17 protein-coding genes and 1 pseudogene are annotated in these 23,912 nt (G+C 70.5%); 4 read left to right on the top strand and 14 right to left on the bottom strand.

The features are described from left to right. Positions 1-3 precede the first annotated feature (3 nt). Positions 4-2,835, top strand: a pseudogene (locus tag AC3EN4_RS05990) (helix-turn-helix transcriptional regulator); the annotation flags it as partial. Here AC3EN4_RS05990 and AC3EN4_RS05985 read toward each other — a convergent pair. After that, positions 2,821-2,940: an IS3 family transposase gene (locus tag AC3EN4_RS05985; protein ID WP_223201434.1), complete on the bottom strand. Its 120-nt coding sequence runs from the start codon at positions 2,938-2,940 to the stop codon at positions 2,821-2,823. The pseudogene AC3EN4_RS05990 and the gene AC3EN4_RS05985 sit on opposite strands and share 15 nt — an antisense overlap. Positions 2,941-3,445: 505 nt before the next feature. Between AC3EN4_RS05985 and AC3EN4_RS05980 the strand changes: the two genes are divergently transcribed. Both AC3EN4_RS05980 and AC3EN4_RS05975 read left to right on the top strand, forming a co-directional pair. Beyond that, entirely contained in the window at positions 3,446-3,967 is a 522-nt protein-coding gene (locus AC3EN4_RS05980) for a P-loop NTPase family protein (RefSeq protein ID WP_435204908.1), read from the top strand. 24 nt (positions 3,968-3,991) lie between these two features. Then, entirely contained in the window at positions 3,992-4,213 is a 222-nt protein-coding gene (locus AC3EN4_RS05975; protein ID WP_435204907.1) for a hypothetical protein, read from the top strand. 2 nt (positions 4,214-4,215) lie between these two features. On the opposite strand, the gene AC3EN4_RS05970 is transcribed toward AC3EN4_RS05975, so the two are convergent. The 8 genes from AC3EN4_RS05970 to AC3EN4_RS05935 all read right to left on the bottom strand — a co-directional run bounded on the left by AC3EN4_RS05970 (position 4,216) and on the right by AC3EN4_RS05935 (position 15,136). Next, positions 4,216-5,379: a hypothetical protein gene (locus tag AC3EN4_RS05970; RefSeq protein ID WP_435204906.1), complete on the bottom strand. Its 1,164-nt coding sequence runs from the start codon at positions 5,377-5,379 to the stop codon at positions 4,216-4,218. Between the two features lie 2 nt (positions 5,380-5,381). Further along, entirely contained in the window at positions 5,382-6,329 is a 948-nt protein-coding gene (locus tag AC3EN4_RS05965; protein ID WP_435204905.1) for a thiopeptide-type bacteriocin biosynthesis protein, read from the bottom strand. Continuing rightward, positions 6,311-7,474, bottom strand: coding sequence for a lanthionine synthetase C family protein (locus tag AC3EN4_RS05960; protein ID WP_435204904.1), 1,164 nt, complete (start codon positions 7,472-7,474; stop codon positions 6,311-6,313). The genes AC3EN4_RS05965 and AC3EN4_RS05960 overlap by 19 nt, the downstream gene beginning before the upstream one ends. After that, positions 7,471-10,575 carry a lantibiotic dehydratase gene (locus AC3EN4_RS05955; RefSeq protein WP_435204903.1) on the bottom strand — a complete coding sequence of 1,035 codons (3,105 nt, stop codon included), beginning with the start codon at positions 10,573-10,575 and terminating at the stop codon, positions 7,471-7,473. Before AC3EN4_RS05955 ends, AC3EN4_RS05960 begins: the two co-directional genes overlap by 4 nt. Before the next feature lie 231 nt (positions 10,576-10,806). Then, a complete protein-coding gene (locus tag AC3EN4_RS05950; protein WP_435204902.1) occupies positions 10,807-11,691 on the bottom strand; it encodes a carbohydrate ABC transporter permease in 885 nt (294 codons plus the stop codon). A gap of 1 nt (position 11,692) precedes the next feature. After that, the gene (locus tag AC3EN4_RS05945) at positions 11,693-12,808 is read right to left on the bottom strand and encodes a carbohydrate ABC transporter permease (protein ID WP_435204901.1); all 1,116 of its coding nucleotides are present in this window, start codon (positions 12,806-12,808) and stop codon (positions 11,693-11,695) included. Positions 12,809-12,878: 70 nt separating this feature from the next. Further along, positions 12,879-14,126 carry a sugar ABC transporter substrate-binding protein gene (locus AC3EN4_RS05940; RefSeq protein ID WP_435204899.1) on the bottom strand — a complete coding sequence of 416 codons (1,248 nt, stop codon included), beginning with the start codon at positions 14,124-14,126 and terminating at the stop codon, positions 12,879-12,881. Between the two features lie 23 nt (positions 14,127-14,149). Beyond that, complete coding sequence (locus tag AC3EN4_RS05935) at positions 14,150-15,136, bottom strand: LacI family DNA-binding transcriptional regulator (RefSeq protein WP_488179805.1); 987 nt, start codon at positions 15,134-15,136, stop codon at positions 14,150-14,152. A gap of 145 nt (positions 15,137-15,281) precedes the next feature. Between AC3EN4_RS05935 and AC3EN4_RS05930 the strand changes: the two genes are divergently transcribed. Beyond that, complete coding sequence (locus AC3EN4_RS05930) at positions 15,282-17,393, top strand: amylo-alpha-1,6-glucosidase (protein ID WP_435204897.1); 2,112 nt, start codon at positions 15,282-15,284, stop codon at positions 17,391-17,393. Positions 17,394-17,595: 202 nt separating this feature from the next. Here the strand turns inward: AC3EN4_RS05930 and dapB are convergent, their stop codons facing one another. The 5 genes from dapB to AC3EN4_RS05905 form a co-directional block, all read right to left on the bottom strand. Then, positions 17,596-18,348 (bottom strand): 4-hydroxy-tetrahydrodipicolinate reductase, encoded by a 753-nt coding sequence (dapB, locus tag AC3EN4_RS05925; protein WP_435204896.1) that lies wholly within the window; start codon positions 18,346-18,348, stop codon positions 17,596-17,598. A gap of 83 nt (positions 18,349-18,431) precedes the next feature. Beyond that, positions 18,432-19,829, bottom strand: a complete 1,398-nt coding sequence (locus AC3EN4_RS05920) for a M16 family metallopeptidase (RefSeq protein ID WP_435204895.1) — start codon at positions 19,827-19,829, stop codon at positions 18,432-18,434. Between the two features lie 47 nt (positions 19,830-19,876). Continuing rightward, complete coding sequence (locus AC3EN4_RS05915; protein ID WP_422738849.1) at positions 19,877-22,264, bottom strand: polyribonucleotide nucleotidyltransferase; 2,388 nt, start codon at positions 22,262-22,264, stop codon at positions 19,877-19,879. A gap of 228 nt (positions 22,265-22,492) precedes the next feature. After that, on the bottom strand, positions 22,493-22,762 hold the full coding sequence (gene rpsO / locus AC3EN4_RS05910; protein ID WP_007456699.1) for a 30S ribosomal protein S15: 270 nt from the start codon (positions 22,760-22,762) through the stop codon (positions 22,493-22,495). A 191-nt stretch (positions 22,763-22,953) separates the two neighbouring features. After that, entirely contained in the window at positions 22,954-23,883 is a 930-nt protein-coding gene (locus AC3EN4_RS05905) for a bifunctional riboflavin kinase/FAD synthetase (protein ID WP_422738847.1), read from the bottom strand. Between the last annotated feature and the right edge of the window lie 29 nt (positions 23,884-23,912).

Genomic DNA, 23,912 nt, shown 5'->3' with positions numbered 1-23,912 from the left:
TTGATGGGATCTCCGGCAACCGGTGACAGCTCGGCTTTGGCGATGACACTAGGAACGGCGGAGGCTGGCCGAAATCAGGGCAACCCCTTGCTCTGGTGCGCGAAGGACCGTCGGGCGCACTATGATCCGGTGCCAGATTCTGCGACGGCAGTGAATGCGCATCAGGGGGCCACCGGCACCATGCTGCCGGTGGTACCGGGCGTCGTGCGCGGCGCCCGTCGGGTGGTGCTGTTCGGTCCGCCCGGGATCGGCAAGACCGCTGCGGCCGGTGTACTCGGGCAGCAGCTGGGCATGCCTGTCCTAAGGCTGGCTCCGAGCCCACAGGACGCCCAGGTCCCCTACACCGGACTGCTCGAACTCGCACTGGCCCTCCAACCGCTGCCGGCCGCGCGGGAACTCGCGACCGGAATCGACAAGGCCGTCGGAGTGCCGGGCTCTGCCGATCCCGCCGGGACCGCTCTACGGCTGCGCCGGTTGACCGCCACCCTGCTGCTGGACACCCCGCCTCTGACACTGGTGGTGGACAACGCCCAGTGGCTGGATACGGCCAGCGCGGCCGTCTTGCGTTGGGCACTGCGCCTGGCTCCCGACCTTCCCGTCATAGCCGCAGAGCGAATCTGGCGCCCGGGGAGCGAAGGCCACTGGTGCGGCGAGGACCCCTGTGCGGTACGCATCCCGGCGCTGACACCCGATCAGGTCGCAACCCTGCTGTCGCCGTACCGGCTAACCCCCTACGAGGTCACGCAGACCCACATCCGCAGCGGAGGGAACCCGGCCCTAGCCCTCGCATTCGCCGGGGCCCGCAGCCGCGCCACCGACCTGCCGGCCGCTCAGGGTCTCGTAGACGACCTGGTCCTGCCGCCGGCCGCCCGCCGACTGGTGAACGAATGGCTGGGCACTGTGTCGGCCGAAGTTCAGGAACTGTTGACGGTCGCCGCACTCGACGACCGGCCCGACCGCGAACTGCTGAGCCGCCTCGCCGGCCCGCCCGCCGACAACCTTCTCGCAGAGGCCGAGGCAGCCGGACTGATCAACATCGGGCCGGCCGACGGGAAGATCCGGTTCGCCGCCTCCGCGATCGGTGCCGAACTCGCGGCCCGACCGCCGGTCGCCACACGCAGGCTCCTGCACACCCGCCTGGCCGAAGCCAGCCGCGACAGCATCCGCCGCGACCGTCACACCACGCTGGCGGCCGACACCAACGACCCGCAGTCGGCCGACCGCGCCGCCCGCGCCGCCGCCCGCGCCCGGCTGCGCGGAGAACCCGCACTAGCGGCCGAACTCTCCCTCCTCGCCGCCGAACGTACCCCGGAGACCGACGCCGACCTGCTCACCGAACGGGCGCTGACCGCCGTACGCGACGCCGCCCACAACGGCGACCTGCCCCGCGGCCAGGCCGCCGTCCGCCTCGTCCTGCACCACGACAGCAGCCCCGCCAACCGCGTCAACGCCCTCATCTCCCTGATCGACTCAGGCGGACAGCACCTGCACAACGGCGACAAGCTGTTCGCCGACGCACTTCACGAAGCGGCCGGACATCCGGACCTGACCGCGCAGATCCTCATCCGCCAGGCGATCTGGGCCAACGTCAACGGCGATCCCGACCGGGCGTGCGCCCAGGCTGCCCGGGCCGCCAGCCTCGCCCGGAGCGCTGGCGACACCGCCACCACCGCCATGGCCCTCACGATGCAGGCCCGCATCCAACGCATCCTCGGCCGCCCCCAAGCCGAGACCACGCTCGGCCACGCCCTGTCCCTGCCACGCAGCACTCACATCCCCGTCAACGCCAGGCCCGAACAGCTCTCCGCCCGGCACGCCATCTTCGACGACCGTCTGGACGAAGCCCGCAGCGCACTGCTGCCTCTGCTCGTCGAAGCCGAGCGGACCGGAGACGCCGAAGCCACCGTGGATGTCCTGCGCAGCCTCGCCGAAGTCGAGATCCGCGCCGGACGGTGCGGACTGGCCCTCGACTACGCCGGCCGCGCCCTGTCGCTTACCGACAGAGCCGCCTTGGACCCCGCACCAACGTGCTACACCTCCGCCCTGGTCGAGGGCACCGCCTCGTGCACCGACTCCGCCCTCGCTCACGCACGCCGCGGGGCGGACACCTCCCGCCGGGAGGACAACAAAGTCTTCCTCTCCCGAAACCTCTTCGTCCTCGGACATCTTCTCCTGGTCACCGGGCGTCCGAAAGAAGCCCTGGAGGCGCTGGAAGAGGTCCGTACGCTTGAGAAGCGCCAGCAGGTCCGCGACCCGTCCGTCCTGCGCTGGCACGCCGACCTCGCCCAAGCCCTCATCTCCCTCGGCTACCTCGACCAAGCCCGCAAACTGCTGACCGATACCCGTCGCACCGCGACTGATCTAGATAGAAGCTGCGTCCTCCCCGTGCTCGACCGCTCCCAGGCACTCCTGGAAGCCACCCTGGGCAACTACGATGCGGCCGCCGACCTCCTCACCGCAGCAGCCGACCACCTCCGCCACCTGCCCATCGAACACGGTCGAACCCTCCTGGCCCTCAGCCACACCGAACGACGCGGACGCCGACGCGCCAGCGCCCGCACCGCGGCGCAGAGCGCCGCCGACCTCTTCAGCACGCACCAGGCACACCCCTGGATCGAAGCCGCCACCCGCACCCTCCACCAACTGGAGCCCGTCCCCGCGCACAGCAGTACGCTCCCCTGCCTCACCTCCGCCGAACAGCGCTGCGTCGAGCTCGCCGCCAGCGGAGCGACCAACCGCGACATCGCCACCGCCCTCACCATCAGTGTCAAAACAGTCGAAGCAAACCTCACCCGCGTCTACCGGAAGCTCGGCATCCACTCACGCGTCCAACTCGCGCACCTTGCAGCCCTGACGGCAGCGCCGGCAGAAGCCCTGCAGCCCGGCCTGGCGCATCAGCCTGGCAACGCGTTTGCGCCCACTTCCGACTCCGGTGCCCAGGCGTAACTCGGCGTGCGGCGTAAAGGAGCGGGTTGGGCGAGGATCGCACGTGCTTCCCCGGACAGCATCCTCGCTACGTCAAGTCGCAAAATGCCGTGACGAGGATTTAGAATCGAGAAAGTTGACACAAAAAGCAACAGAGGCGGCCGGTTTGCTACTGTAACCGCCAGCAACGGAGCGCAGCAGCTATCCAATGCGACCAACAAACAGAGGTAATGAACGGCTGAATCGCAGGCAGTCGGCCTACCGACATGCATAGATGACGGTCTTAGGAAACCGATGCTCTATCCCCTGACCCGCAAGGGCGCGGGGGCCTAGTCTCGCGACCTGGGGGCTCACCTGGGGTGGCAGAGGGTGTCCCAGTTCTCCACACCCAGTTTTTTCAGCCCAGGAGCACGCCGGCATACCGTTGCTCGACTGCTTGTTGCACCACCGCGAGCCGGTGCGGTCATGACTCACCGTGTCACCACCGGACGAGCTCACCGCACCTCTACCCTGGAGAACTATGGACAGGATCGCCATCATCGGCTGTGGCGGCAGCGGCAAGTCCACCGTCGCACGCCAGTTGGCCCGGGTCCTCGACGTGCCGTTGACACACCTCGACGCGACCTACTACAACGAGCACTGGAAGCCGCTACCGCACGACGAGTTCGCCGCCCATCAGGAAAAACTCGTCGCTGGGGAACGGTGGATCATCGACGGAAACTACGCTGGCACCCTGCCCATCCGGCTCACCGCCGCCGACACCGTGATCTTTTTCGACCTGCCCGCCACGACCTGCCTGTGGAGCATCGCCCAGCGCCGCTGGCGTTACCGCGGCGGACAGCACCAGCAGGACGGCGTCTACGACCGCATCACCTGGAACTTCGTCCGCTACATCCTTGGCTACCGGCGCACCATGCGCCCGCGAGTCCAGAACCTGCTCCGCAGGCACGGACAACACGTCCGCTTGATCACTCTCACCAGCCGCCGCGAGGCCGCCCATCTGATCAAACGCGTCTGCGACGAGCATCAGACCATGACCTGACCGCAGCGGGACCGGAGGCGGCAGATGTCGACCAACCCGTTTCTTGACCCCGCATTGGTTCACGGGGACCTCTATCGGGGCAGCGGCCGGTTCGCTGACCGCACCCGCGCGCTGCATTGCGCCAAGACCAGCGGAAGCGACGTCGCCCAATCGATTCCCTACTTCCCGGAATTCTGGACCTTGAATGGAGGTCCACGACAGCTGGCCAATGACGAGGATTTGGACATGCGCCACTTGAGAAAGTAGGACTATCGGTGCAGCGACTGGCGGTTCTCAAGTAAGGCGCGGTCGCCAGCCACTCCATGAAGTGCGGCAACTAAGGCTGATTCGGCCAAGGCCACAATTTCGGAGACCTGCTTCAAGCTCCTTTCCGATAGCCGTGCAGGTGCGAGGCCCGCGTCGGCCGCGGTGCGGCTCAGATCGGTTCGCTGATCTGAGGTGATGCCGCCGATGGGTTCACGGAAGCTGAGGATGTCCCGAGCGGCGTAGCCATCCTTGGAATCGATGGCTCTCTGGGCGGTCCGGTGCAGCATGTCTGCCACGACTTCGGCCCGAGTAGGACTGGCGAGGATGGCGGTGGCGAGTCCGAGCCGTGCGCGGTAGGACGCATAGTTAAGTGCGGATATAGGCGTTGCAAGATTTTCGGTGGCGATCATGAGGTGGTGGCCGGCACCTGCGTCTGTAGGCGCGGCGCAGACCAGGTTGAGGCAGACAGCTACCTGGCGTTCCCACGGCTGGGTGAGGATGCTGCTACCGAGGATCTTGCGCCCCTGATCGGGCTTGCCCTGGACGCAGGCGGCGATGATGGCCGCTTGGCGTCCTTCCATGAGATGACCGCCGATGCCGTTGTGCTTTTGGGCCAAAGCAGCGGCGTCGGCCCAGCGGTTACTCAGGGCGAGAATGCGGATTCCTTCGCCGAGCAGTTGCAGCCAAACCCACTCTCGCAGTTTGCGGCGTTCGCTCGCTCCGCCGTCGAGGGTGGAGGTGGGCAGGGACTGGTCATCCACGATCAGGTCGGTGCGGTGGGTCACGGCGTCGTACATCGCCTCCAAGAGGCGCAGTGCTGATGCGCCGTGATCGGCGCGGATCTGGAGACGAGCCAGGTTGAGGACGGGTTCGAGCATGTAGCGAGCTTCGAGGATCGACAGCGGCCGGCCCTTGTGGTGATAGGCGTTGATGTGCTGCCAGCACAACTTTCGGGCGAGGTCAGGCATGCCGGCGTCACTGGCGATGAGCGCCGCCTTGTTCAGGGTGTGTGCCGCGTCGGGCATCCCGTGCTCACGCTTCTGGATCGCGGTTTCGGCGGAGTCGGCGATCTCTTTGAGACGCAGCGGTAGGGCTGGGCAGTCGGGGCGGGGGCGGCCGAGGAGCGGGAAGTAACGCAGGGCGGCGGCGACGCTGGCGTGGTACATGATCAGCTCCTGGGCAGGATGGCGGCGGTCGCGGCGTGGGCGAGGATTCCTTGTGCGTGGGCCGGTAGGTCGAGCCGGTTCCAGTGGAAGATCACGATCTGGGCGAGAACGGCGCGGATGCCTCGGCGAAGTCGTCCGGCGTGCCCGGCGTCGGCGAGCTGGCGGCCGGCGGTGGCAAAGGCTGCGTGCCAGGCGTCGGCCTCGCTGCAGGGTCCATCGGGGGCGAACATCGCGTCAGCGGGGACCGCGAGGAGGGGTCGCATCTGGGCGGCAAGCTGGTCGACGCGGCTGGTGTCGGCGGCTGCCGGGGCAGGGCGCATCTGGGCTACCTGGTCGAACACGTCCGCTGCCTCGTACCAGTCGAGTCCCGCGTGGCGCTGCAGGGTTCGGATGAGCAACAGTGACAGCTCCCTGCGGCCGAGCGGGGGCGCATGATGCCCGCTGTAATCGAGGACGCCTCGGCTGTCGGCGCAAAACAGCTCGTGCACGATGGCCATGGCGGTGTCTCCGCCGAACGCTCCCGTCTCGGGCTCGTAGATCCCTGGCTTCCAGCCGGCGAGCACTCCGCTGGCGGTGAGGTCAACGAGCAATGCGCGTATGGCCTCGGGATGGGCGCCGCGGACGCGGATCCGCCAGTACGGGTGTTTGCGCAGGAACCACCAGCCGGTCTGCCCGTCGAGTTGGTCGAGGCGCGGGGCAACCTCCGTCCGGAGCACGGCCTCGGCGGTGTTCCAGTCGACCGGCTTGATGTGGGCATGAAGCCAGGTGTCGTTGTGGCGGCGGTGCAGAGCGGCGAGTCCGGCGGTGCGGTAGGTGTGCACCGCCGCGTCGACATCGTCCACGTCGATCCCGGCCTCGGCAGCCGCGGTGGCCATCGGAGCGCCCGCGAGGACCGCCTCCACGACAGCGGCCATCCGATAGGGGCTGATGGTCAAGCGATCAGTAGACATGCGTCCCACCTGGTGCGAGGAGGTGTGTTCGTGCGCGCGGTTTCCGACGCGAGCGAGCAGCCAGGGCGGCCCGTGAGCAATCCGGCGTGGTCGGGGCTGGAGATGCACCGGAGGCGTTCAGCCAGCGCGGGAAGCTGCGCGGCGATATCCGATGTGCGGGCGTCTCGGGCCGCCCGGTAGGCAGTCGCGTAGAGCCCGGCGACGCCGTGGCAGATGCCCGGCTCGGTGAGCCGGTCGAGTTGAGTGCAGCTCAGGCTGGCCGCGAGCGCCGCCTCGGCTGCGGCCTGGCGGGTGGGCTGGTGGGTGGCGATGGCGGCAAGTTGGAGGGCTCGTGCAATGCCGGGCGTGCCGTAGCACCACGCGGGCCTGCCGGAGCCGTCCTGTGCCGGGCCGCCGATTCGGAGGTCATCGCGGGTGAGCCACTGCGGCCACCAGGGTCCGTGCATGCTGTCCTGCTGCCACCGTTCGAACCAGGAGCACAGACGCTCGATCGCCTCTGCCTGCCGCTCGACTTGCCAGCCGGCGCGTAGGGCGAGGGCGAGCAGGGCGAGAAGGCCAGAGGCGCCGTGGGCCATTCCGAGGTTGGCGTGGCCGCCAGGAGTAGGCAGCGTGGGGTCGGGGTCGTGGTCGACCCACCAGCCGGGCAGGTGCTGCTCGTCGGTGTGGGGTTCGGTGAGCCGCGTGATGTAGGTCAGCAGGTCGCTGAGTTCGTCGCTGTCGGGCAGGTCTCGGAGCAGGAGCGCGCCGAGCCCGGTGAGGCCGTAGAACAGGTCGTACTCGGCGAACGCGGCGGCCCGGCCGTGTCGCATGCGGATGTCCGCGTCGATGAGGCGTTCCCGGACAAGCCGCCGGACATGCAGGGTGAGGTATCGCCGGGCGGCGGCGTACCGCTCGTGGCCATCGGTAGCGGCGGCGTTGAGCGTGAACAGGATGGCGGGTGCGCCGTAGTACAGGCCCGCGTGACGTCCAGCATCGACGGAACTGCTCGTAGCCTGCCTGACGAGGCGGTGCGCCGTCGCCCAAGTCCCGGCCCCGTTAAGAGCCTGCTCGATCGCCAACAGGGCCGGCCCGACGCCACCGGTAGCAAGCGACTGCCCATCGGCTTCGTCCGCCGCGGCATTGAGCTGCCCGCTGGCGGCGGTCATCGGGTGCCTGCCGTCGTCAGGCAGCGCATCGCTGCGGCTCGCGCGGCGTGGTTGGTGGCGCGCTCGAAGTCGGGGTCCACGCCAACCGCGCGGACGTGGTGCTCATGCAAGAGAGTCCGCAGCACGGTGGTGGGGTCGCGCTGCGGCAGCAGGCACGCATGGTAGGCGGCCAGGGCGCGGTCGTGGGCCTGCCAGGCGGCGGCGGTGGTGTCCCCGCCGGGAAGGGCCCGTAGGCCGTGGTAGTCGCTGCTGGGGTCGGCTAGCCGGCGGGCCAGGTCGGTGATGGCGCGCTCGGCCGGTGCCGTGGCCTGCTGGAGGCAGGCCAACAGGTTGCGGTAGCCAGTGCATGGGTCGGGGGCGAAGGCGGCAGCGAGTCGTGCCATGGATGCTGCGGCAAGCGCCTGAGCGGGTATGCCGGCCTTCTCAGCGGTGCGGAGTTGCGCGATGGCGGCGGTGGTGTCGGCAGCGAAGACCTGCTCGGCGGCTTGCAGGGCGGGGCCGTGACCGTAGCGGGCGGGATGCTGGTGGTACGGGGCGAGGATGAGCTGGGCGGGCAGCGCGCGGGCGGCGAGGTCGGCGGCGAACTCGGCCAGGGCCGCGTACACGGCAGCGTGTACGGGGGGTTCGGCGAGTCGCAGGTACAGGGACAGGTGCTGGTCGGCTTCGACGCGGATGGTGTCGCGGTGTCGCCTGATCCACCAACGCTGGAGGCCGAGGCCGGCGAGCTGGTCAGCCAGTCGCGGTAAGTGGGTCATGAGGAGTTCATCGAATCGGGCCGGCGTGCCGATGAGCTGGGCGTGTAGGACGGCGGAGGTACCGGGCCGCAGCGTCTCACCTGGGGGTGCGGTGACGGGGAGGCGACGGATCGGCGGCGCGGTTGGCGTCATTGCGGTGAGGAATTCGACGCGTCGACCGTCGGTCCAACCGTGGCCCTCGACAGAGACATCTTCGCGGAGTTCGAGTCGTTCGGCGCCGCTCAGCCGGGCTCGTAAGAGGGCCCGGTCGAGCGGGTGGTCCAGGTTGAGAGGGAGCCGGAGCTCGCTGTGGCAGGCCACCACGCGAGCGGGGACGCGCCACCGCCGCCGCCACTCGGCCAGGGCCACATCCCACGGGTCCTCGGTGTCCCCTGCGTCCCCTGCCGTATGGGGCGGCAGATCGGGAGAGGTCAGTAGCCAGCGCGCCGGGGCGAGAATGATGCGACCGTGGCGGATGCGGGGGATGTAGGGCAGGTTGCGGGCGGTGGCGCCGTGATCGAACGGGCCGAAGGCGATGCTGCGGGCGTCGGCGACCTCGGCGAGGAACCTGGCTAGCGGTGGGCTCTGCACGATGGTGTCCAGGGCGTGCGGGATGTGCGGAACGATCCGCCGGCCGGTGGGCCGGTGGACGAGGTACATCTGTTCGCCGTCGGCCGTTACGGCTACCTCGTCCACGCCGATGTCCGGCCAGTCGGGCTGCTCGGACAGCGGGAGCACGAAGGGCAGGATGCGGCCGACGCGGGTGACGTTCTGGTTACGCGGCAGGCGGGGCGGGAACGACACCTGCACCGTTAACGCCTCGTCAGGTTCGGTGGTGAACGAGGCGGCGATCTGCTTTTGCTCTGATGGGTGGAGGAGGTAGGCGAATCTGCCGGCCATGCTCGACGGGGTGCGGGGGGCACCGGTGATCTGCACCGTGAACTCCCCTCGGTCAATGGCGTCGGCGGTGGCGGCGTGAACGGCGAAGGCGACCTCCACCCGGGACGGCGGGACGGCGGTGCGGTGATCGCCGACGGTGAGCGCCTTGACGTCAGCATCGGTGAGGTGGATCTCGTCGGCGCCGTCCAGGATCGCTCGCTGGATGAGGGCCTGCAGGTGCGTGTCACGTTCGGTGATGACCCGCCAGGCGGGACGGGCGCGGGGCGCGCCGAGGAACCCGGTCGGGTAGCCGAGGCCGGAGTCAGCAAGCAGTTCCCGGACGGGCACCAGTGCGCCGGGGCCGTAGCGGTCGCGGAAGCGGGCGTGGTAGTCCAGCCACGCCACCGTCCCGAATGGCTGCGTGCTCAAGCGCATCAGCACGTCCACGGCGCGCGCCGCCTCGTCCAGTACCGGCGGCGGGATACTGATCTGGGCATCAAGGAGCATGTCGACCGCGATTTGATGCTCTGCGTCGGGCGCCAGCACACTCATCGGCTCAACCACCTCAGCCCGGACGAGCATCGCCTTCGAGCCGTCTACCTGCACGTTGTGGCGCGTCAGCAGTTGGCGGATAGCGCGGAGCTGCTCGAAGCTGCTCGCCACTTCGGGCAGTTCGGCCGCACCCGCGCTGCTGAGGACGTCGATGACATGGGTGAGGCCATCCACGGCGGTCATCGGCGGGCGAAGGTTGGTGATGAGGAAGCCACCGTCGATCAGGCCGTGCAGCATCGCCTCGACGGTGGAGGCCGGCACCTGAGGCACCTCGTGCGCGACCCGTGCGAGGAGGTGATCGACACGAATCGGCCACGTCGCGAGCCGTAAAACCAGCCCTACGGCTGCCGTGTCTTTGGTGGATGTCTCCCGCAGCATTCCCGGCGTCCGCTCCCCCACCGGTGTCTGGGCCGCGACGATGACGCGGCCGTCACGCATGCCGGCGGCGCTGTCGGCCACGACGAGCAGCCGTCGCCGCAGAGCGTGATGCGCCTCCACGCGATCAGTGACCTGAGTGAGCCATTCGCCGTCTACGCGGGCTATCGCGCGATGCCGCTCTCCGAAGGTGGCGGCGGCCGGACCGACAGAAGCGGTCGTAATGCCGGCGAAGACCCCGAAGGGAGTGGTCCGCCGTTCCCACCGCAGCAGGTAGCCGCACGTCGCGAGGACGGCGCGGCGGACAGCGCCGGCCGTTACGTGTGTCGCGTCGTACGAGATGAGCTGATCGACCCGACGAGCCAGGTCCGCGCTCGCCAGTGAGATGGCGTCCCGGACTTCTGGTCGACCCCACTGGTTGGCCAGCCATGCGAGGCCAGCCTCGGCGCTGGCCGCGGGGCCTATCAGGTTCGCTCCGGGCTCGGGGGCGAGGTCGCCGGGGTCGGTGTTGGCTCGGACCAGCACCGGGCCGATCGGCTGAAAAGTGCGCTGGGGCGGCACTGACGCCTCCTGCCGCGGAGAAGGGGTAAGGGCCCGGGGGGGGGGGGGGGGGGGGGGGGGGGGGGGGGGGGAGGGGTTTTGGGGAGGGAGGGGGGGGGGGGGGGGGGGGGGAAGGGGGGGGGGGGTGGTAGATGGTGGGCGGCGGTGTGCGCCGAGGGGGGGGGAACAACAGAGAAGGCACACCCCCCGCCCCCCCCCCCCCCCCCCCCCCCCCCCCCCCCCCCGGCACGGTCAGCCCTTGTCCGAACCGTCGTTGGCGTCGCGGACGAAGTAGCGCTGGAACACCACGAAGATGATCGCCACCGGGATGGTGGCGAGCAGCGCCGCGCCCAGTTTCAGCGGGTACTGGGTGCCGCTGCCCAGTGAGCCGCTGACCAGGTCGGCGAGGCCGCGCGGCAGGGTGAACAGGTCCGGGTCCTGCACCGACACGAGGCTGTGCGGGAACTCGTTCCAGGAGCCCTGGAACGACAGGATGGTCAGGGTGATGAGCGCTGGCTTAGCCATCGGCAGCACCACCGACCAGAAGGTGCGGAAGATGCTCGCCCCGTCGATGCGGGCGGCCTCCTCGACACTCACCGGGATCGACTCGAAGAACTGCTTCATGATGAACACCCCGGCCGCGTCGGCCAGCAGCGGCACCACGAGGCCGGCGTAGCTGTTGTAGATGCCGAGCTGGTTGAGCACCAGGAACTTCGGGATCAGCAGGACCACCCCGGGGACCGCCATCACCGCGATGACGGCGGCGAACAGCCCGCCGCGCCCGGCGAACCGCAGCCGGGCCAGGGCGTACCCGGCGAGCGAGTCGAAGAACACCCGCCCGAGGGTGACCAGCACGGTCACCAGCAACGAGTTGCCCAGCCAGAGCGGAAAGTTGGTGCCCGCGAAGATCCAATCGAAGCCGGCCAGGGTGAGCGGGTCCGGGATCGGTGAGAGCGGGTTGGCCGCCGCGTCCGGCTCGGTCTTGAGCGAGTTGCCGATCTGGATGACGAACGGGTAGAGGAACACCAACCCGAAGAAGACCAGCGTCGCGTACCCCAGGAAGCGGGTGGCCAGGGTCCGGGCCCCGCGTTGGTCGCCGCGCGCGGGCCCGGCCGGGCGGTCGGTGAGCACGGCCATCTCAGGACCTCTCCGGTACGCGCCGACGCCGCCAGCCGCGGCGCGGCCGGTCGGTGTCCCGCTCGGCCAGCGCGCGGCGCTGGATCAGCGTGAGCACGATGATGATCAGGAACAGCACGAACGAGATCGCCGCGCCGGAGCCGTAGTCGAAGTCCCGGAAGGCGGTCCGGTACGACAGGTACGCCGGGGTGAGGGTGGTCTTGGCCGGGTCGCCCTGGCTCATCACGTACACCTGGTCGAAGACCTGCCAGGAGCCGATCAGGCCGAGGGTGAGCACCAGGAAGGTGGTCGGCCTGATCATCGGCAGCGTGACGTACCGGAAGCGCTGCCAGCGGGACGCGCCGTCCAGGGTGCTCGCCTCGTCGAGGGTCACCGGGACGTTCTGGAGCCCGGCCAGGAACATCAGCATGAACGTGCCGGAGGTCGTCCAGACGACCAGCGTGATGATCGAGGTCATCGCCACGCTGGGGCCGGCCAGCCAGTCCCACCAGGTCAACCCGAACGGACCGCCGTCGGTCAGCGCCGCCGGGGGCGTGTCGACGCCGACCGCGCCGAGGAGCAGGTGCAGGACGCCCCGGGAGTCGGCGAACCACTCCGGTCCGTCGATGCCGAGGAAGCCGAGCAGCGCGTTCACCGCACCGGAATTGGCGAACAGGAAGAGGAACACCACGCTGATCGCGACCGAGCTGGTGACCGAGGGGAAGTAGAAGGCGCTGCGGAAGAAGCTCTTGCCCTTGAGCATCCGGTTGTTGACGATCAGGGCCAGTCCCAGCGCGAGCACGGTCTGCGCCGGCACCACGATGACCACGTAGTAGATGTTGTTGCGGATGCTGGTCATGAAGTCGCGGCGGGCCAGCCCGTCCTCGGTGAACAGCTGGGTGTAGTTGTGCGCGCCGACGAACGGGACGTCGCCGGTGAACGGGCTGCCCTGGCCGTTCCAGTCGGTCAGGCTGACCCAGAGCGCCATCAGGATCGGCAGCAGCAGGAACAGTCCCAGGATGACGATCACCGGCGCGACGAACAGCCAGCCGGCGAGGTTCTCGTTGCCGCGAACGCCACCTCGGCGGGGTCTTCCCCCGGACCTGGTTGCCCGGGCGGTCAGTGTCTCGGTCGCCATCTCCCCTCCCTTCCTCTCTCGAACCGACGTGCGGCGGGGGCCCGCTGGTCCGCGGGCCCCCGCCGATCCGTCAGCTGCCGCCGAGCGCCGCCTTGGCGTTCTTGTCGAAGTTCTGCAGGATCGTCTTCGGGTCGCCGTTGGCCAGGCCCTGCAGACCGGTGTCGAGGTCCTTGAGGACGCTGTCCATCTTCGGCGCGTTCACCGGGCCCTGGGCGTACGCGGCGCCCTCGATGAAGACCTTGTCGGCCGGGGAGGCGGCCGTGTACTGGTCGCGCACCGACTGCCGGGACGGCATGACACCGACCGCCTTGGCGAACGTCAACTGCTGCTCACCGCTGGTCATCGCCTCGACGAACTTGATCGCCTGGTCCTTGTACCTGCTCTTCGCCGCGATGCCCCAGCACTGCGTGAAGGAGAGCGTGCCCTGACCCTTCGGGCCGGCCGGCAGCGCCACCACCTTGTACTTCACGTTCGGGAAGTCGTTCTGCATGGCGCCCTTGATCCAGTTGCCCTCGATCGTCATCACGGCCTTGCCCTTGCCGAACGCCTCGCCGGACCAGCCCGAGTCGAGCTGCTTCGGGTACTTGGCCAGGCCGGAGGTGAGCAGGGTCTTGACGTACTGAAGGGCGGCCAGGTTCTCCGGGGTGTCGGCGGTCGGCTGCTTGCCGTCCTTGCTCAGCAGCCAGCCACCGTTCTGCACCAGGAAGGCGCCGATCCGGTCCCGGGTGTCGCCGAGCGCCAGCGCGACCTGCCCCTTCGCCTTGATCTTCTGGGCGGTCGCGGTGAGCTGGTCCCAGGTGGTCGGCACGTCGGCGTCGGTCAGCCCGGCCTTGGCCCACAGGTCGGTGTTGATCTGCAGGGCCAGGGTGGAGAAGTCCTTGGGCGCGCAGTAGAGCTTGCCGTCGTACGTGAACGTGGTGCGCAGGCTCTCGTAGAAGTCGTCCTTGTCCGAGAGCTTGTCGCCGTACGGCTCCAGCGCGCCGACGCTCGCGTAGTCGGCGAAGCGGGCCGCGTCGACGTAGAAGACGTCCGGCGGGGTGCCACCGGCGAGGGCCTGGCCGAGCTGCTGGGTGAGGTCCTGCGCGGGGGTGACCGTCGCGGTGTTGCCGGAGCTGCTGGCCCACTTGGCGGCGGCGTCCTGGACGGCCTTGGTCTCGGCCTCGCCGGAGGAGCCGATGAGGATCTGCAGGCTGGCCGGGCCGCTGGACTGGGTGGCGTCGCCGGAGTCGTCGAAGCCGCTGCCGCAGGCCGCGGATCCGAACAGCGCGACGGCGGCGAGGCCGGCGACCGCTGCCCGGGTGAGGGTTCTGGGTGCCATGGTTTCTCCTGGTGGGGGGTGGGTTACGCGGTGTGCCGCAGGGCCAGCGAGGGCGCGAGCAGCACGGGGATGGGTGTCTGGTTGCCGTCGAGGACGCCGGTGAGCAGGTCCACGCAGCGGGCGGCGGCCTCGGCGAGGGGTTGGCTGACGCTGGACAGGCCGATGGCGGCGGCCACGGGCGTGTCGTCGAAGCCGAGCACCGACACCGGTGGGTCGAGGTCGCGGACGGCCTGTAGCGCGCCGAGCGCGAGCGAGTCGCTGGCGCAGACCACCGCGGTCGGCGGCTCGGCGGCGAGCAGATCGCGCATGAGGCGTTCGCCCTCGGCGACGCCGTCCTCGGTCTCCCGGTGCAGCCCCGCCGGGTCGACACCGGCCGCGCGCAGGGTGTCGTGCCAGCCGGCACGTCGGTCGTCGCCGACACCGGAGCCGGCCGGCCAGCCGATGAAGGCGATCCGCCGGTGCCCGGCGTCCAGCAGGTGCCGGGTGGCGGCGGCGGTGCCGGCCGCGCCGTCCACGTCGACCCAGGGGTGCGCGTCGAGCGCGTCCCACGGCCGACCGAACGTCACGAAGGGCACCTCGCGTTCGGCGAGCCAGGCGGTACGCGGGTCGCCGTACTTGGTGCCGACGAGCACGAACGCGTCCAGCTCGTACGTGCCGAGCAGGTCGTCGTAGGTGGCGATCTCCCGCTCGTCGTCAGTGGCGGTGTAGAGCAGCACCCGGTAGCCGGCGGCGTCGGCGGTCTCGGTGAGCCCGTGCAGGAAGCGGTCGAGCACCGAGCCGTTGATGCCGTCCCGGGTGGGTTCGATACGGGCGGCGATGAGTCGGGACCGGCCGGTGCGCATCTGCCGGGCGGCCTGGTTGGCCCGGTAGCCGAGCGCGTTGATCGCGTCCTCGACCCGCTGGCGGGTCTCCTGCCGCACGATGTGCGGGGCGTTGAGCACGTTGGAGACCGTCTGGCGGCTCACGCGGGCGTGCCGGGCCACCGTTGCGATGGTTACCTTTTCGGGCACTTAATCCCTCTCGCCGTCTTGAACGATCCAATTCGGATAGTGCAGGATTAGAACGTTCAAGTTTCTGGAATGTTTCGCACTTTGCACCGCCCGGGGCGCGTTGTCAAGACATCCGCCCCGCACCCCGATGATCTGGAGCCGCACCGTGACCGAACGCCAGCTGCAACCCCTTCTGCACGAGTTGGTGGGGGTGGTGCTCGCCCCGACCAGCGCGCTGGGGGACGCGACCGGGCAGATCCGCCCGACCGGCGTCCAGGGGGTCTTCCACGCCGACGCCCGGGTGCTCTCCCGTGCCGAGCTACGGGTGGACGACCGGGAGTTGGAGGGGCTGACCCACGGCCAGGACGGCCCGCACGGCGCCCGCTTCGTGGGGCTGGCCCGCTGGCTCGGCGACCCCACCCCCGACCCCACCGTCCGCGTCGAGCGTTCCCGCCGGGCCACCCACAACGGCCTCACCGAGGAGCTGCGGGTCGTCTCCACCGCCACGGTCCGCGTACGGGCCACGGTCACCGTCGACCTCGCCTGCGATCTGGCACCCATCGAAACCGTCAAGTCCGGCGGCGCTGCCGACGCGCTGGAGGCCAAGACCGGCCAGCCGGGCGTGCTCACCTGGGCCGCCGACGGAATCACCGTCACCGTCACCGTCACCGCCCCGGACGCCGACGTGCTCGCCACCGACGAGCGGGCCACCGTGCCCCGGCTGACCTGGCCGATCGACCTGCCCCCGGGCGGCGAGACGGTGCTGCGCTGGCAGCTGGCCGTCACGGACCCCCGCGCCGTGGTGGTCGGCCCGACCGGCGAGCCGGAGTGGGCCCGGCCGGCGGTGACCGCCGACGACCGACGGCTGGTCCGGCTCCTCGACCGCAGCCTGGACGACCTGCGCGGGCTCCGCCTGGCCGAGACCGGTGCGCCCGGGGACGTCTTCCTGGGCGCCGGCGTCCCCTGGTTCCTCACCCTGTTCGGTCGGGACAGCCTCTGGGCCGCCCGGATGATGCTGCCCCTCGGCACCGACCTGGCCGCCGGCACCCTGCGCGTCCTGGCCCGCCGCCAGGGCACCCGGCACGACCCCGCCACCGGCGAGGACCCCGGCAAGATCCTGCACGAGCTGCGCCGGCACGAGTTCGCGGTGCCCGGCAACGGCCTGCACCTCCCGCCGGCCTACTACGGCACCGTCGACGCCACCATGCTCTGGGTCAACCTCCTGCACGACGCGTGGCGCTGGGGCCTCGACGCCGAGCAGGTCGAGCCGTTGCTGCCGCACCTGGAGGCCGCGCTGCGCTGGCTCGGCGAGCACGCCGACCCGGACGGTGACGGCCTCGTCGAGTACGTCGACACCACCGGCCACGGCCTGTCCAACCAGGGCTGGAAGGACTCCGGCGACGCCGTACGCTTCCACGACGGCACCCTGGCCACCGCGCCGATCGTGCTGGCCGAGGTGCAGGCGTACGCGCACGAGGCGGCGGTGAACGGCGCCGCCCTGCTGGACGCCTTCGACCGCCCGGGCGCGGACCGGTGGCGCGAACACGCCGCCGCCCTGGCCCGCCGGTTCCGGGAGAGCTTCTGGGTCGACGGCCGGTACGGTCCGCAGCCCGCCCTGGCCCTCGACCGCGACAAGCGGCCCGTCGACTCGCTGACCAGCAACATCGGTCACCTGCTCGGCACCGGCCTGCTCGACGCCGACGAGGAGGCGCAGGTCGCCCGCCTGCTCAGCACGGACGCCATGGCCGGTGGCTTCGGGCTACGGACGATGTCCACCGACGACGCCGGTTTCAGCCCGCTGTCGTACCACTGCGGTTCGGTCTGGACCCACGACACCGCGATCGTGCTCGCCGGGCTGGCCCGCGCCGGGCACCGGACGGCGGCGCTCGGCCTGGCCGAGGGGCTGCTCTCGGCGGCCGAGGCGTTCGACTACCGGATGCCCGAGCTGTACGGCGGCGACGACCGGGCGCTGCTGGACCGCCCGGTGCCGTACCCGGCGGCCTGCCGTCCCCAGGCGTGGGCCGCGGCGGGAGCGGTCCTGCTGCTCCAGGCCGCGACGGGCCTCTACCCGGACGTGCCCGGCGGCACGGCCCGAATGACCCCGCTGGCCGGCCCCGAACTCGGCGCGGTGAGCGCCACCAACCTCCGGGTAGCCGACACCCCGGTGAGCGTCACGGTCGACCACACCGGAAAAACCGAGGTGACCGGCCTCCCCACCCCGCTGACCCCCACGATCCCCACCCAACGCACCCCAAAAACCCCAACCCCCTCCCGCTGACCCTCCCCCTGCCGGCCCGTCGATCATGGAGTAGTGGTGGGCGAAAGCTCCACAGCTCCATGATCGACGCCGGCGGAGACGCGAGGTCCGCGCAGTCCCCGCGATCTTGCAGTTTGTGTTGCCGAGATGGGCGGGATTGCCGTCTTTGTCGCGACAGAAACTGCAAGATCGCGAGGGCGGCGGGGCGGCGGGGGCGTCGGGCTCAGTCGAGGAGGGGGTCTAGGCCGATGGTCAGGCCGGGGCGGGTTCGTACCGCTCTTACGGCCAGCAGGACGCCGGGCATGAACGACACCCGGTCGTACGAGTCGTGCCGGATCGTCAACGTCTCGCCGGTGCCGCCGAACAGCACCTCCTGGTGGGCGACCAGCCCGGTGGCGCGTACGGCGTGCACCCGTACCCCGTCGATGTCGGCGCCGCGCGCGCCCGGCACCTCGTCCTTCGTCGCGTCCGGAACCGGGCCGAGGCCCGCCTCGGCGCGGGCCCGGGCGATCTGCCGGGCGGTGTGGGTGGCGGTGCCACTCGGGGCGTCCAACTTGCGCGGGTGGTGCTGCTCGATGATCTCGACCGACTCGAAGTGCCGGGCGGCCCGCGCGGCGAACTGCATCATCAGCACCGCGCCGATGCCGAAGTTCGGGGCGATGACCACGCCGACCTCGGGCCGGTCGGCCAGCCAGCCGCGTACCTGATCGAGCCGCTGCTCGGTGAAGCCGGTGGTGCCGACGACCGCGTGGATGCCCTGACCGATGGCCCACCGGAGGTTGTCCATGACCACGTCCGGCGTGGTGAAGTCGACGACCACCTGTGCGGCGGACGCGGTGTCGAGGCCGTCGCCCTGGTCGATCGCGGCGGCCAGTTCGAGATCGTCAGCGGAGTCGACGGCCTTGCAGACCTCGACACCCATCCGACCACGGGCACCGAACACGCCGACCCGGGTCTTCCCCTGCTCGTCAGTCACGGGGCACAACCTATCCCAATCGGGACGCGCCCCCGCCGCCGGATCCGGCCCGCTCCACCGGCCGGGACGGATTCCGACAGGTGTCAGCCGGAGAAGTCGCTCTCCCCGAACGGGCCGACGACGGCCAGCGACATCGGGCGGCTCAGCAGCTCCGCGGCGAGGACGTTGACATCCTCGACGGTGACCCCGTCGACCCGGCGGAGCAGCTCGTCCACCGGCATCAGGTCGCCGTAGAGCAGCTCCCCCTTGGCCAGTCGACTCATCCGCGAGCCGGTGTCCTCAAGGCCCAGCACGAACGAACCCTTGCTCATGCCCTTGCCCCGGGCGACCTCGGCCTCGGTCAACCCGTCGGCGGCCACCCGGGCCAGCTCGGCGCGGGTTAACGCCAGCACCTCGTCCACCTTGCCCGGCGCGCAGCCGGCGTAGACGGCGAACAGGCCGCTGTCGGCGTACTGGCTGGCGTAGGAGTAGACCGAGTACGCGAGGCCGCGCTGCTCCCGGATCTCCTGGAAGAGCCGGCTGGACATGCCGCCGCCGAGCACGTTGTTGAGCACCCCGAGGGCGAAGCGCCGGTCGTCGGTGCGGTCGATGCCGGGGCAGCCGAGGATGACGTGCGCCTGCTCGGTCTCCTTCGGCTCGACCAGGGTGGTGGCCGGCTTGGTGCGTACCGCCGGGGTGGCCGCGCGGTGCGTGGCCGGCGCGGCCGGGTCGCTGTCCAGCGGCGTGCCGCGCACGGCCTGGCGGACCAGCTTGACCACGGCGGCGTGGTCGAGGTTGCCGGCGGCGGCGATGACGATCTGCGGGGCGGTGTAGCGGTTCCGGTAGAAGCTCTGGATCTGCCGGCGGGTCATCGGCGTGACGGTCTCCTCGGTACCGGAGATCAGCCGACCCAGCGGGTGGTCGCCGTAGACGGCCCGGGCGAAGAGGTCGTGCACCTCGTCACCGGGCTCGTCGTCGTGCATGGCGATCTCCTCCAGGATCACGCCCCGTTCGGTCTCCACGTCGGCCGGCTCGATCAGGGAGTCGGCGACGAGGTCGCACATCACGTCGATCGCCAGCGGCAGGTCCTCGTCCAGCACGCGGGCGTAGTAGCAGGTGTATTCCTTCGTGGTGAAGGCGTTCGTCTCACCACCGACCGCCTCGATCTGCGAGGAGATCTCCAGCGCGGTCCGCTTGTGGGTGCCCTTGAAGAGCAGGTGCTCCAAGAAGTGCGCGGCACCGGCCTGCGGACGGGTCTCGTCCCGCGAGCCCACCGCCACCCAGATGCCGAAGGAGACGCTGCGCATCGTCGGGATCGCCTCGGTCAGCACGCGCAGGCCGCTGGGCAGCACCGTACGTCGTATCGTGCCGCCCAGCGGGTCGTCGCTGAGCGTCCGGGTGACCGCCCGGGCGGTACCGCCGGAGCGGCCCGCCGCGGTGTCCCGAGACGGTGCCACCCCCCGTCGATCCGGTGGAAACGGCGCACTGAAGGCCCGACTCACGTGTTGCTCCCGGTTCGACGAGGGGTGGGTGTTGCAGGTGCTGCTGGTCAGCTGTGCCGGGTACGGCGACGCGGACGCTCGCCGCCCTCGCCACCACCCTCGCCGCCGCCCTCGCCACGGTCACCGCGCTCCGGGCCACGCCCGCCACGGTCACCGCCACGCTCGCGGTCACCGCGGTCCCGCGGACCCCGGTCGCCCCGGTCCCGGCCGGACGGACGGTCGCCACCGGCGGCCTCACCGGCGGCCGGCGCCTCGGCGCCCTCCGGACGGACCTTGTCCAGGTAGATCTTGCCGCGGGCGTCGATGTCCGCGATCTCGACCTCGACCCGGTCGCCGACGTTGAGGAAGTCCTCGACACGCTCGACGCGCTTGCCGTCGCCCACCTTGGAGATGTGCAGCAGGCCGTCGCGGCCCGGCAGCAGCGAGATGAACGCGCCGAACGCGGCGGTCTTGACCACCGTGCCGAGGAACCGCTCGCCCTGCTTCGGCAGCGTCGGGTTGGCGATCCCGTTGATCCGGTCGACGGCCGCCTGGGCCGCCGGGCCGTTGGTCGCGCCGACGTAGATCGTGCCGTCGTCCTCGATGGAGATCTCGGCGCCGGTCTCGTCCTGGATCGCGTTGATGGTCTGACCCTTCGGGCCGATCACCATGCCGATCTTGTCCACCGGGATCTTGACGGTGGTGACCCGCGGCGCGTAGTCGGACATCTCGGCGGGCGACTCGATGGCCGCCTTCATCACGCCGAGGATGACCTGCCGGGCCTCGTTGGCCTGCTGCAACGCGGCGGCCAGCACGTCCGACGGGATGCCGTTGAGCTTCGTGTCGAGCTGGAGCGCGGTCACGAACTCCGGCGTGCCGGCGACCTTGAAGTCCATGTCGCCGAACGCGTCCTCGGCACCGAGGATGTCGGTCAGCGTCACGTACTCGGTCTTGCCGTCGACCTCGTCGGAGATGAGGCCCATGGCGATGCCGGCGACCGGCGCCTTCAGCGGCACACCGGCCGAGAGCAGGCCCAGCGTCGAGGCGCAGACCGAACCCATCGAGGTGGAGCCGTTGGAGCCGAGCGCCTCGGAGACCTGCCGGATGGCGTACGGGAACTCCTCGCGCGACGGCAGCACCGGGATCAGCGCCCGCTCGGCGAGCGCGCCGTGGCCGATCTCGCGCCGCTTCGGCGAACCGACCCGGCCGGTCTCACCGGTCGAGTACGGCGGGAAGTTGTAGTTGTGCATGTAGCGCTTGCGGTTCTCCGGGGAGAGCGTGTCCACCATCTGCTCCATGCGGAGCATGTTCAGCGTGGTGACGCCCAGGATCTGGGTCTCACCGCGCTCGAACAGCGCCGAACCGTGCACCCGGGGCAACACGCCGACCTCGGCGGTCAGCGGCCGGATGTCGCGCGGGCCACGGCCGTCGATGCGGACCTGCTCACGCAGCACGCGGCTGCGCACCTCGGACTTGGTGAGCGACCGGAAGGCGGCGGACAGCTCCTTCTCGCGGCCCTCGAAGCGGGCGCCCAGCTCCTCGGCGACCCGCGCCTTGACCCGGTCCAGGGCCTCCTCGCGGTCGGCCTTGCCGGCGATGGTGAGCGCCTCGGCGACCTCGCCACGGGCCAGGTCGGACACGGCGTCGAACACGTCGTCCTGGTAGTCCAGGAAGACCGGGAACTCGGCGACCGGCTTGGCGGCGACCTCGGCCAGCTCGGCCTGCGCCCGGCACAGCTCGCGGATGGCCGGCTTGGCGGCCTCCAGGCCGCTCGCCACGACCTCCTCGGTCGGCGCGACGGCGCCGCCCGCGATCAGGGTCACGGCGTTCGGGGTGGCCTCGGCCTCGACCATCATGATCGCGACCTCGCCGTCGGCGAGGGTACGGCCGGCCACGACCATGTCGAAGGTGGCGCGGGCCAGCTCCTCCAGGGTCGGGAAGGCGACCCACTGGCCGTCGATGTGCGCGACGCGGGTCGCGCCGATCGGGCCGGAGAACGGCAGGCCGGAGAGCTTGGTCGACATCGAGGCGGCGTTGATCGCCACGACGTCGTACGGGTGCGCCGGGTCGAGCGCGAGGACGGTCTCGACGACCTGGACCTCGTTGCGCAGGCCCTTGACGAACGACGGGCGCAGCGGCCGGTCGATCAGGCGGCAGGTGAGGATGGCGTCCTCGCTGGGCCGGCCCTCACGGCGGAAGAACGAGCCGGGGATGCGACCCGCGGCGTACATCCGCTCCTCGACGTCGACGGTCAGCGGGAAGAAGTCGAACTGCTCCTTCGGCTGCTTGCCGGCGGTGGTGGCGGAGAGGACGACCGTCTCGCCCAGCTGGGCGATGACGGAACCGGCGGCCTGGCGGGCCAGCCGGCCGGTGGAGAAAGTGATCTCGCGGGTGCCGAAGGACCCGTTGTCGATCACAGCGGTGCGGGATTCGGTGCCGAGTTTGGTCTCGGTCATGTGCTGTCGTGCTCCTTCGCGTCGTGGGCCCGCGACGTCGGGGAGCTGCTCAGCCGGCCGGTCTTCGATCGAAGCGCCCGGGTGGCCGGCGTGCTGCCGGGTTCCCGGGGGCCACTACCGGAGACCGGTACGCTGACCGGCTCCCTCTCGGGTTGGTCGCGCGGCCCGTGTTTCTTTCAGGTGGGACGCGGTACGGGGGAGCGACCGAACGGCCACTCCCCCGTCACGTCACCGGCGCAGACCGAGCCGCTCGATGAGCGTCCGGTAGCGGGCAATGTCCTTCTTCTGGACGTAGTTGAGCAGCCGACGGCGACGGCCGACCAGCAGCAGCAGCCCACGGCGGCTGTGGTGGTCGTGCTTGTGCACCTTCAGGTGCTCGGTCAGCTCGGCGATCCGCTTGGTGAGGACCGCGACCTGCACCTCCGGCGAACCGGTGTCGCCCTCGGCGGTCGCGTACTCCGCGCGGATGCTGGCCTTGGCTTCCTGGTCGAGCGCCATGTTCTCCCTGTTTCAGTGGGTTGATCAAGTGGGTGTCCGTCGTCCCGATCGGGACCGGAACGGACCGGTTCCTCGCACCCGCGGCGTCGAGCAGGCACGCGAGGCCCCACGCCGGTCACCCGACGTTCCCGCAAGACTACCAGCACCCACCGGTAACACCCGGCCAAGGGCCCGCGCGGCCCGGTGAATGATCAGCTCAGCGCGCGCCGGGTGCGCTCCACGTCCTCTTCGATCTGGGCGATCAGCGGCTCGATCGAGTCGTACCGGACCTGCCCGCGCAGGTGCGTCACGAAGTCCAGGGCCAGCCGCTCGCCGTAGAGATCACCGGAGAAGTCCAGCGCGTACGCCTCGACCCGCCGCTCCCGGCCGGAGAAGGTGGGATTGGTGCCGACCGAGACCGCGGCCATCAGCGGCTCGGGCTGGCCCCGGCGGATCATCCGGGCCGCGTACACGCCGTCGGCGGGTACCGCCGCGTACCGGTGGCAGAGCAGGTTCGCGGTGGGGAAGCCGAGCACCCGGCCGCGCTGGTCACCACGGACCACCACACCCTCCACCCGGTGCGCGCGACCCAGCGCTGCCGCCGCGGTGCCCACGTCGCCCGCGTCGACGCAGGAGCGGATGTACGTGGAGGAGAAGACCGTGCCGTCCGCGGCGATCAGCGGGCTGCCCTCCACCCCGAAGCCGAAGGTCTGACCCAGCCGCTCCAGCAGCGCCACGTCGCCGGCGGCGCGGTGCCCGAAGCGGAAGTTGTCGCCGACCACCACCAGCGACGCGTGCAGGTGCTCGACCAGGATGTCGTGCGCGAACTGCTCGGGTGGCAGCCGGGAGAACTCGGGGGTGAACGGCACCACGCAGAGCACGTCCACGCCGAGGGCCTCGATCAACTCGGCCTTGCGGCCCGGCTCGGTGAGGATCGCGGGGTGTGAGCCGGGGCGCACCACCTCGGCCGGGTGCGGGTCGAACGTGACCACCACCGACTGCACGCCCAACTCCCGGGCGCGGGCCACGGCGTGCCCGATGGTCGCCTGGTGCCCCTTGTGCACGCCGTCGAAGACGCCGATGGTGACGACCGAGCGCCCCCATCCGCCGGGCGCCGCGTCGTACCCCCGCCACCGCTGCATGCCAAACCTCCCCTGCTGTCCCGCCGTCG

The sequence above is a fragment of the Micromonospora sp. bgisy143 genome (genome assembly GCF_057708145.1).
Note: the sequence above shows the minus strand (reverse complement) of the source record. Positions and strands in the feature narration are given on the sequence as shown.

Excerpts from the sequence above, each read along its gene's own strand:
- AC3EN4_RS05980 (WP_435204908.1), top strand. The coding sequence starts at position 3,446 with ATGGACAGGATCGCCATCATCGGCTGTGGCGGCAGCGGCAAGTCCACC.
- AC3EN4_RS05975 (WP_435204907.1), top strand. The coding sequence starts at position 3,992 with ATGTCGACCAACCCGTTTCTTGACCCCGCATTGGTTCACGGGGACCTC.
- AC3EN4_RS05970 (WP_435204906.1), bottom strand. The coding sequence starts at position 5,379 with ATGTACCACGCCAGCGTCGCCGCCGCCCTGCGTTACTTCCCGCTCCTC.
- AC3EN4_RS05965 (WP_435204905.1), bottom strand. The coding sequence starts at position 6,329 with ATGTCTACTGATCGCTTGACCATCAGCCCCTATCGGATGGCCGCTGTC.
- AC3EN4_RS05960 (WP_435204904.1), bottom strand. The coding sequence starts at position 7,474 with ATGACCGCCGCCAGCGGGCAGCTCAATGCCGCGGCGGACGAAGCCGAT.
- AC3EN4_RS05950 (WP_435204902.1), bottom strand. The coding sequence starts at position 11,691 with ATGGCCGTGCTCACCGACCGCCCGGCCGGGCCCGCGCGCGGCGACCAA.
- AC3EN4_RS05945 (WP_435204901.1), bottom strand. The coding sequence starts at position 12,808 with ATGGCGACCGAGACACTGACCGCCCGGGCAACCAGGTCCGGGGGAAGA.
- AC3EN4_RS05940 (WP_435204899.1), bottom strand. The coding sequence starts at position 14,126 with ATGGCACCCAGAACCCTCACCCGGGCAGCGGTCGCCGGCCTCGCCGCC.
- AC3EN4_RS05915 (WP_422738849.1), bottom strand. The coding sequence starts at position 22,264 with ATGACCGAGACCAAACTCGGCACCGAATCCCGCACCGCTGTGATCGAC.
- rpsO (WP_007456699.1), bottom strand. The coding sequence starts at position 22,762 with ATGGCGCTCGACCAGGAAGCCAAGGCCAGCATCCGCGCGGAGTACGCG.
- AC3EN4_RS05905 (WP_422738847.1), bottom strand. The coding sequence starts at position 23,883 with ATGCAGCGGTGGCGGGGGTACGACGCGGCGCCCGGCGGATGGGGGCGC.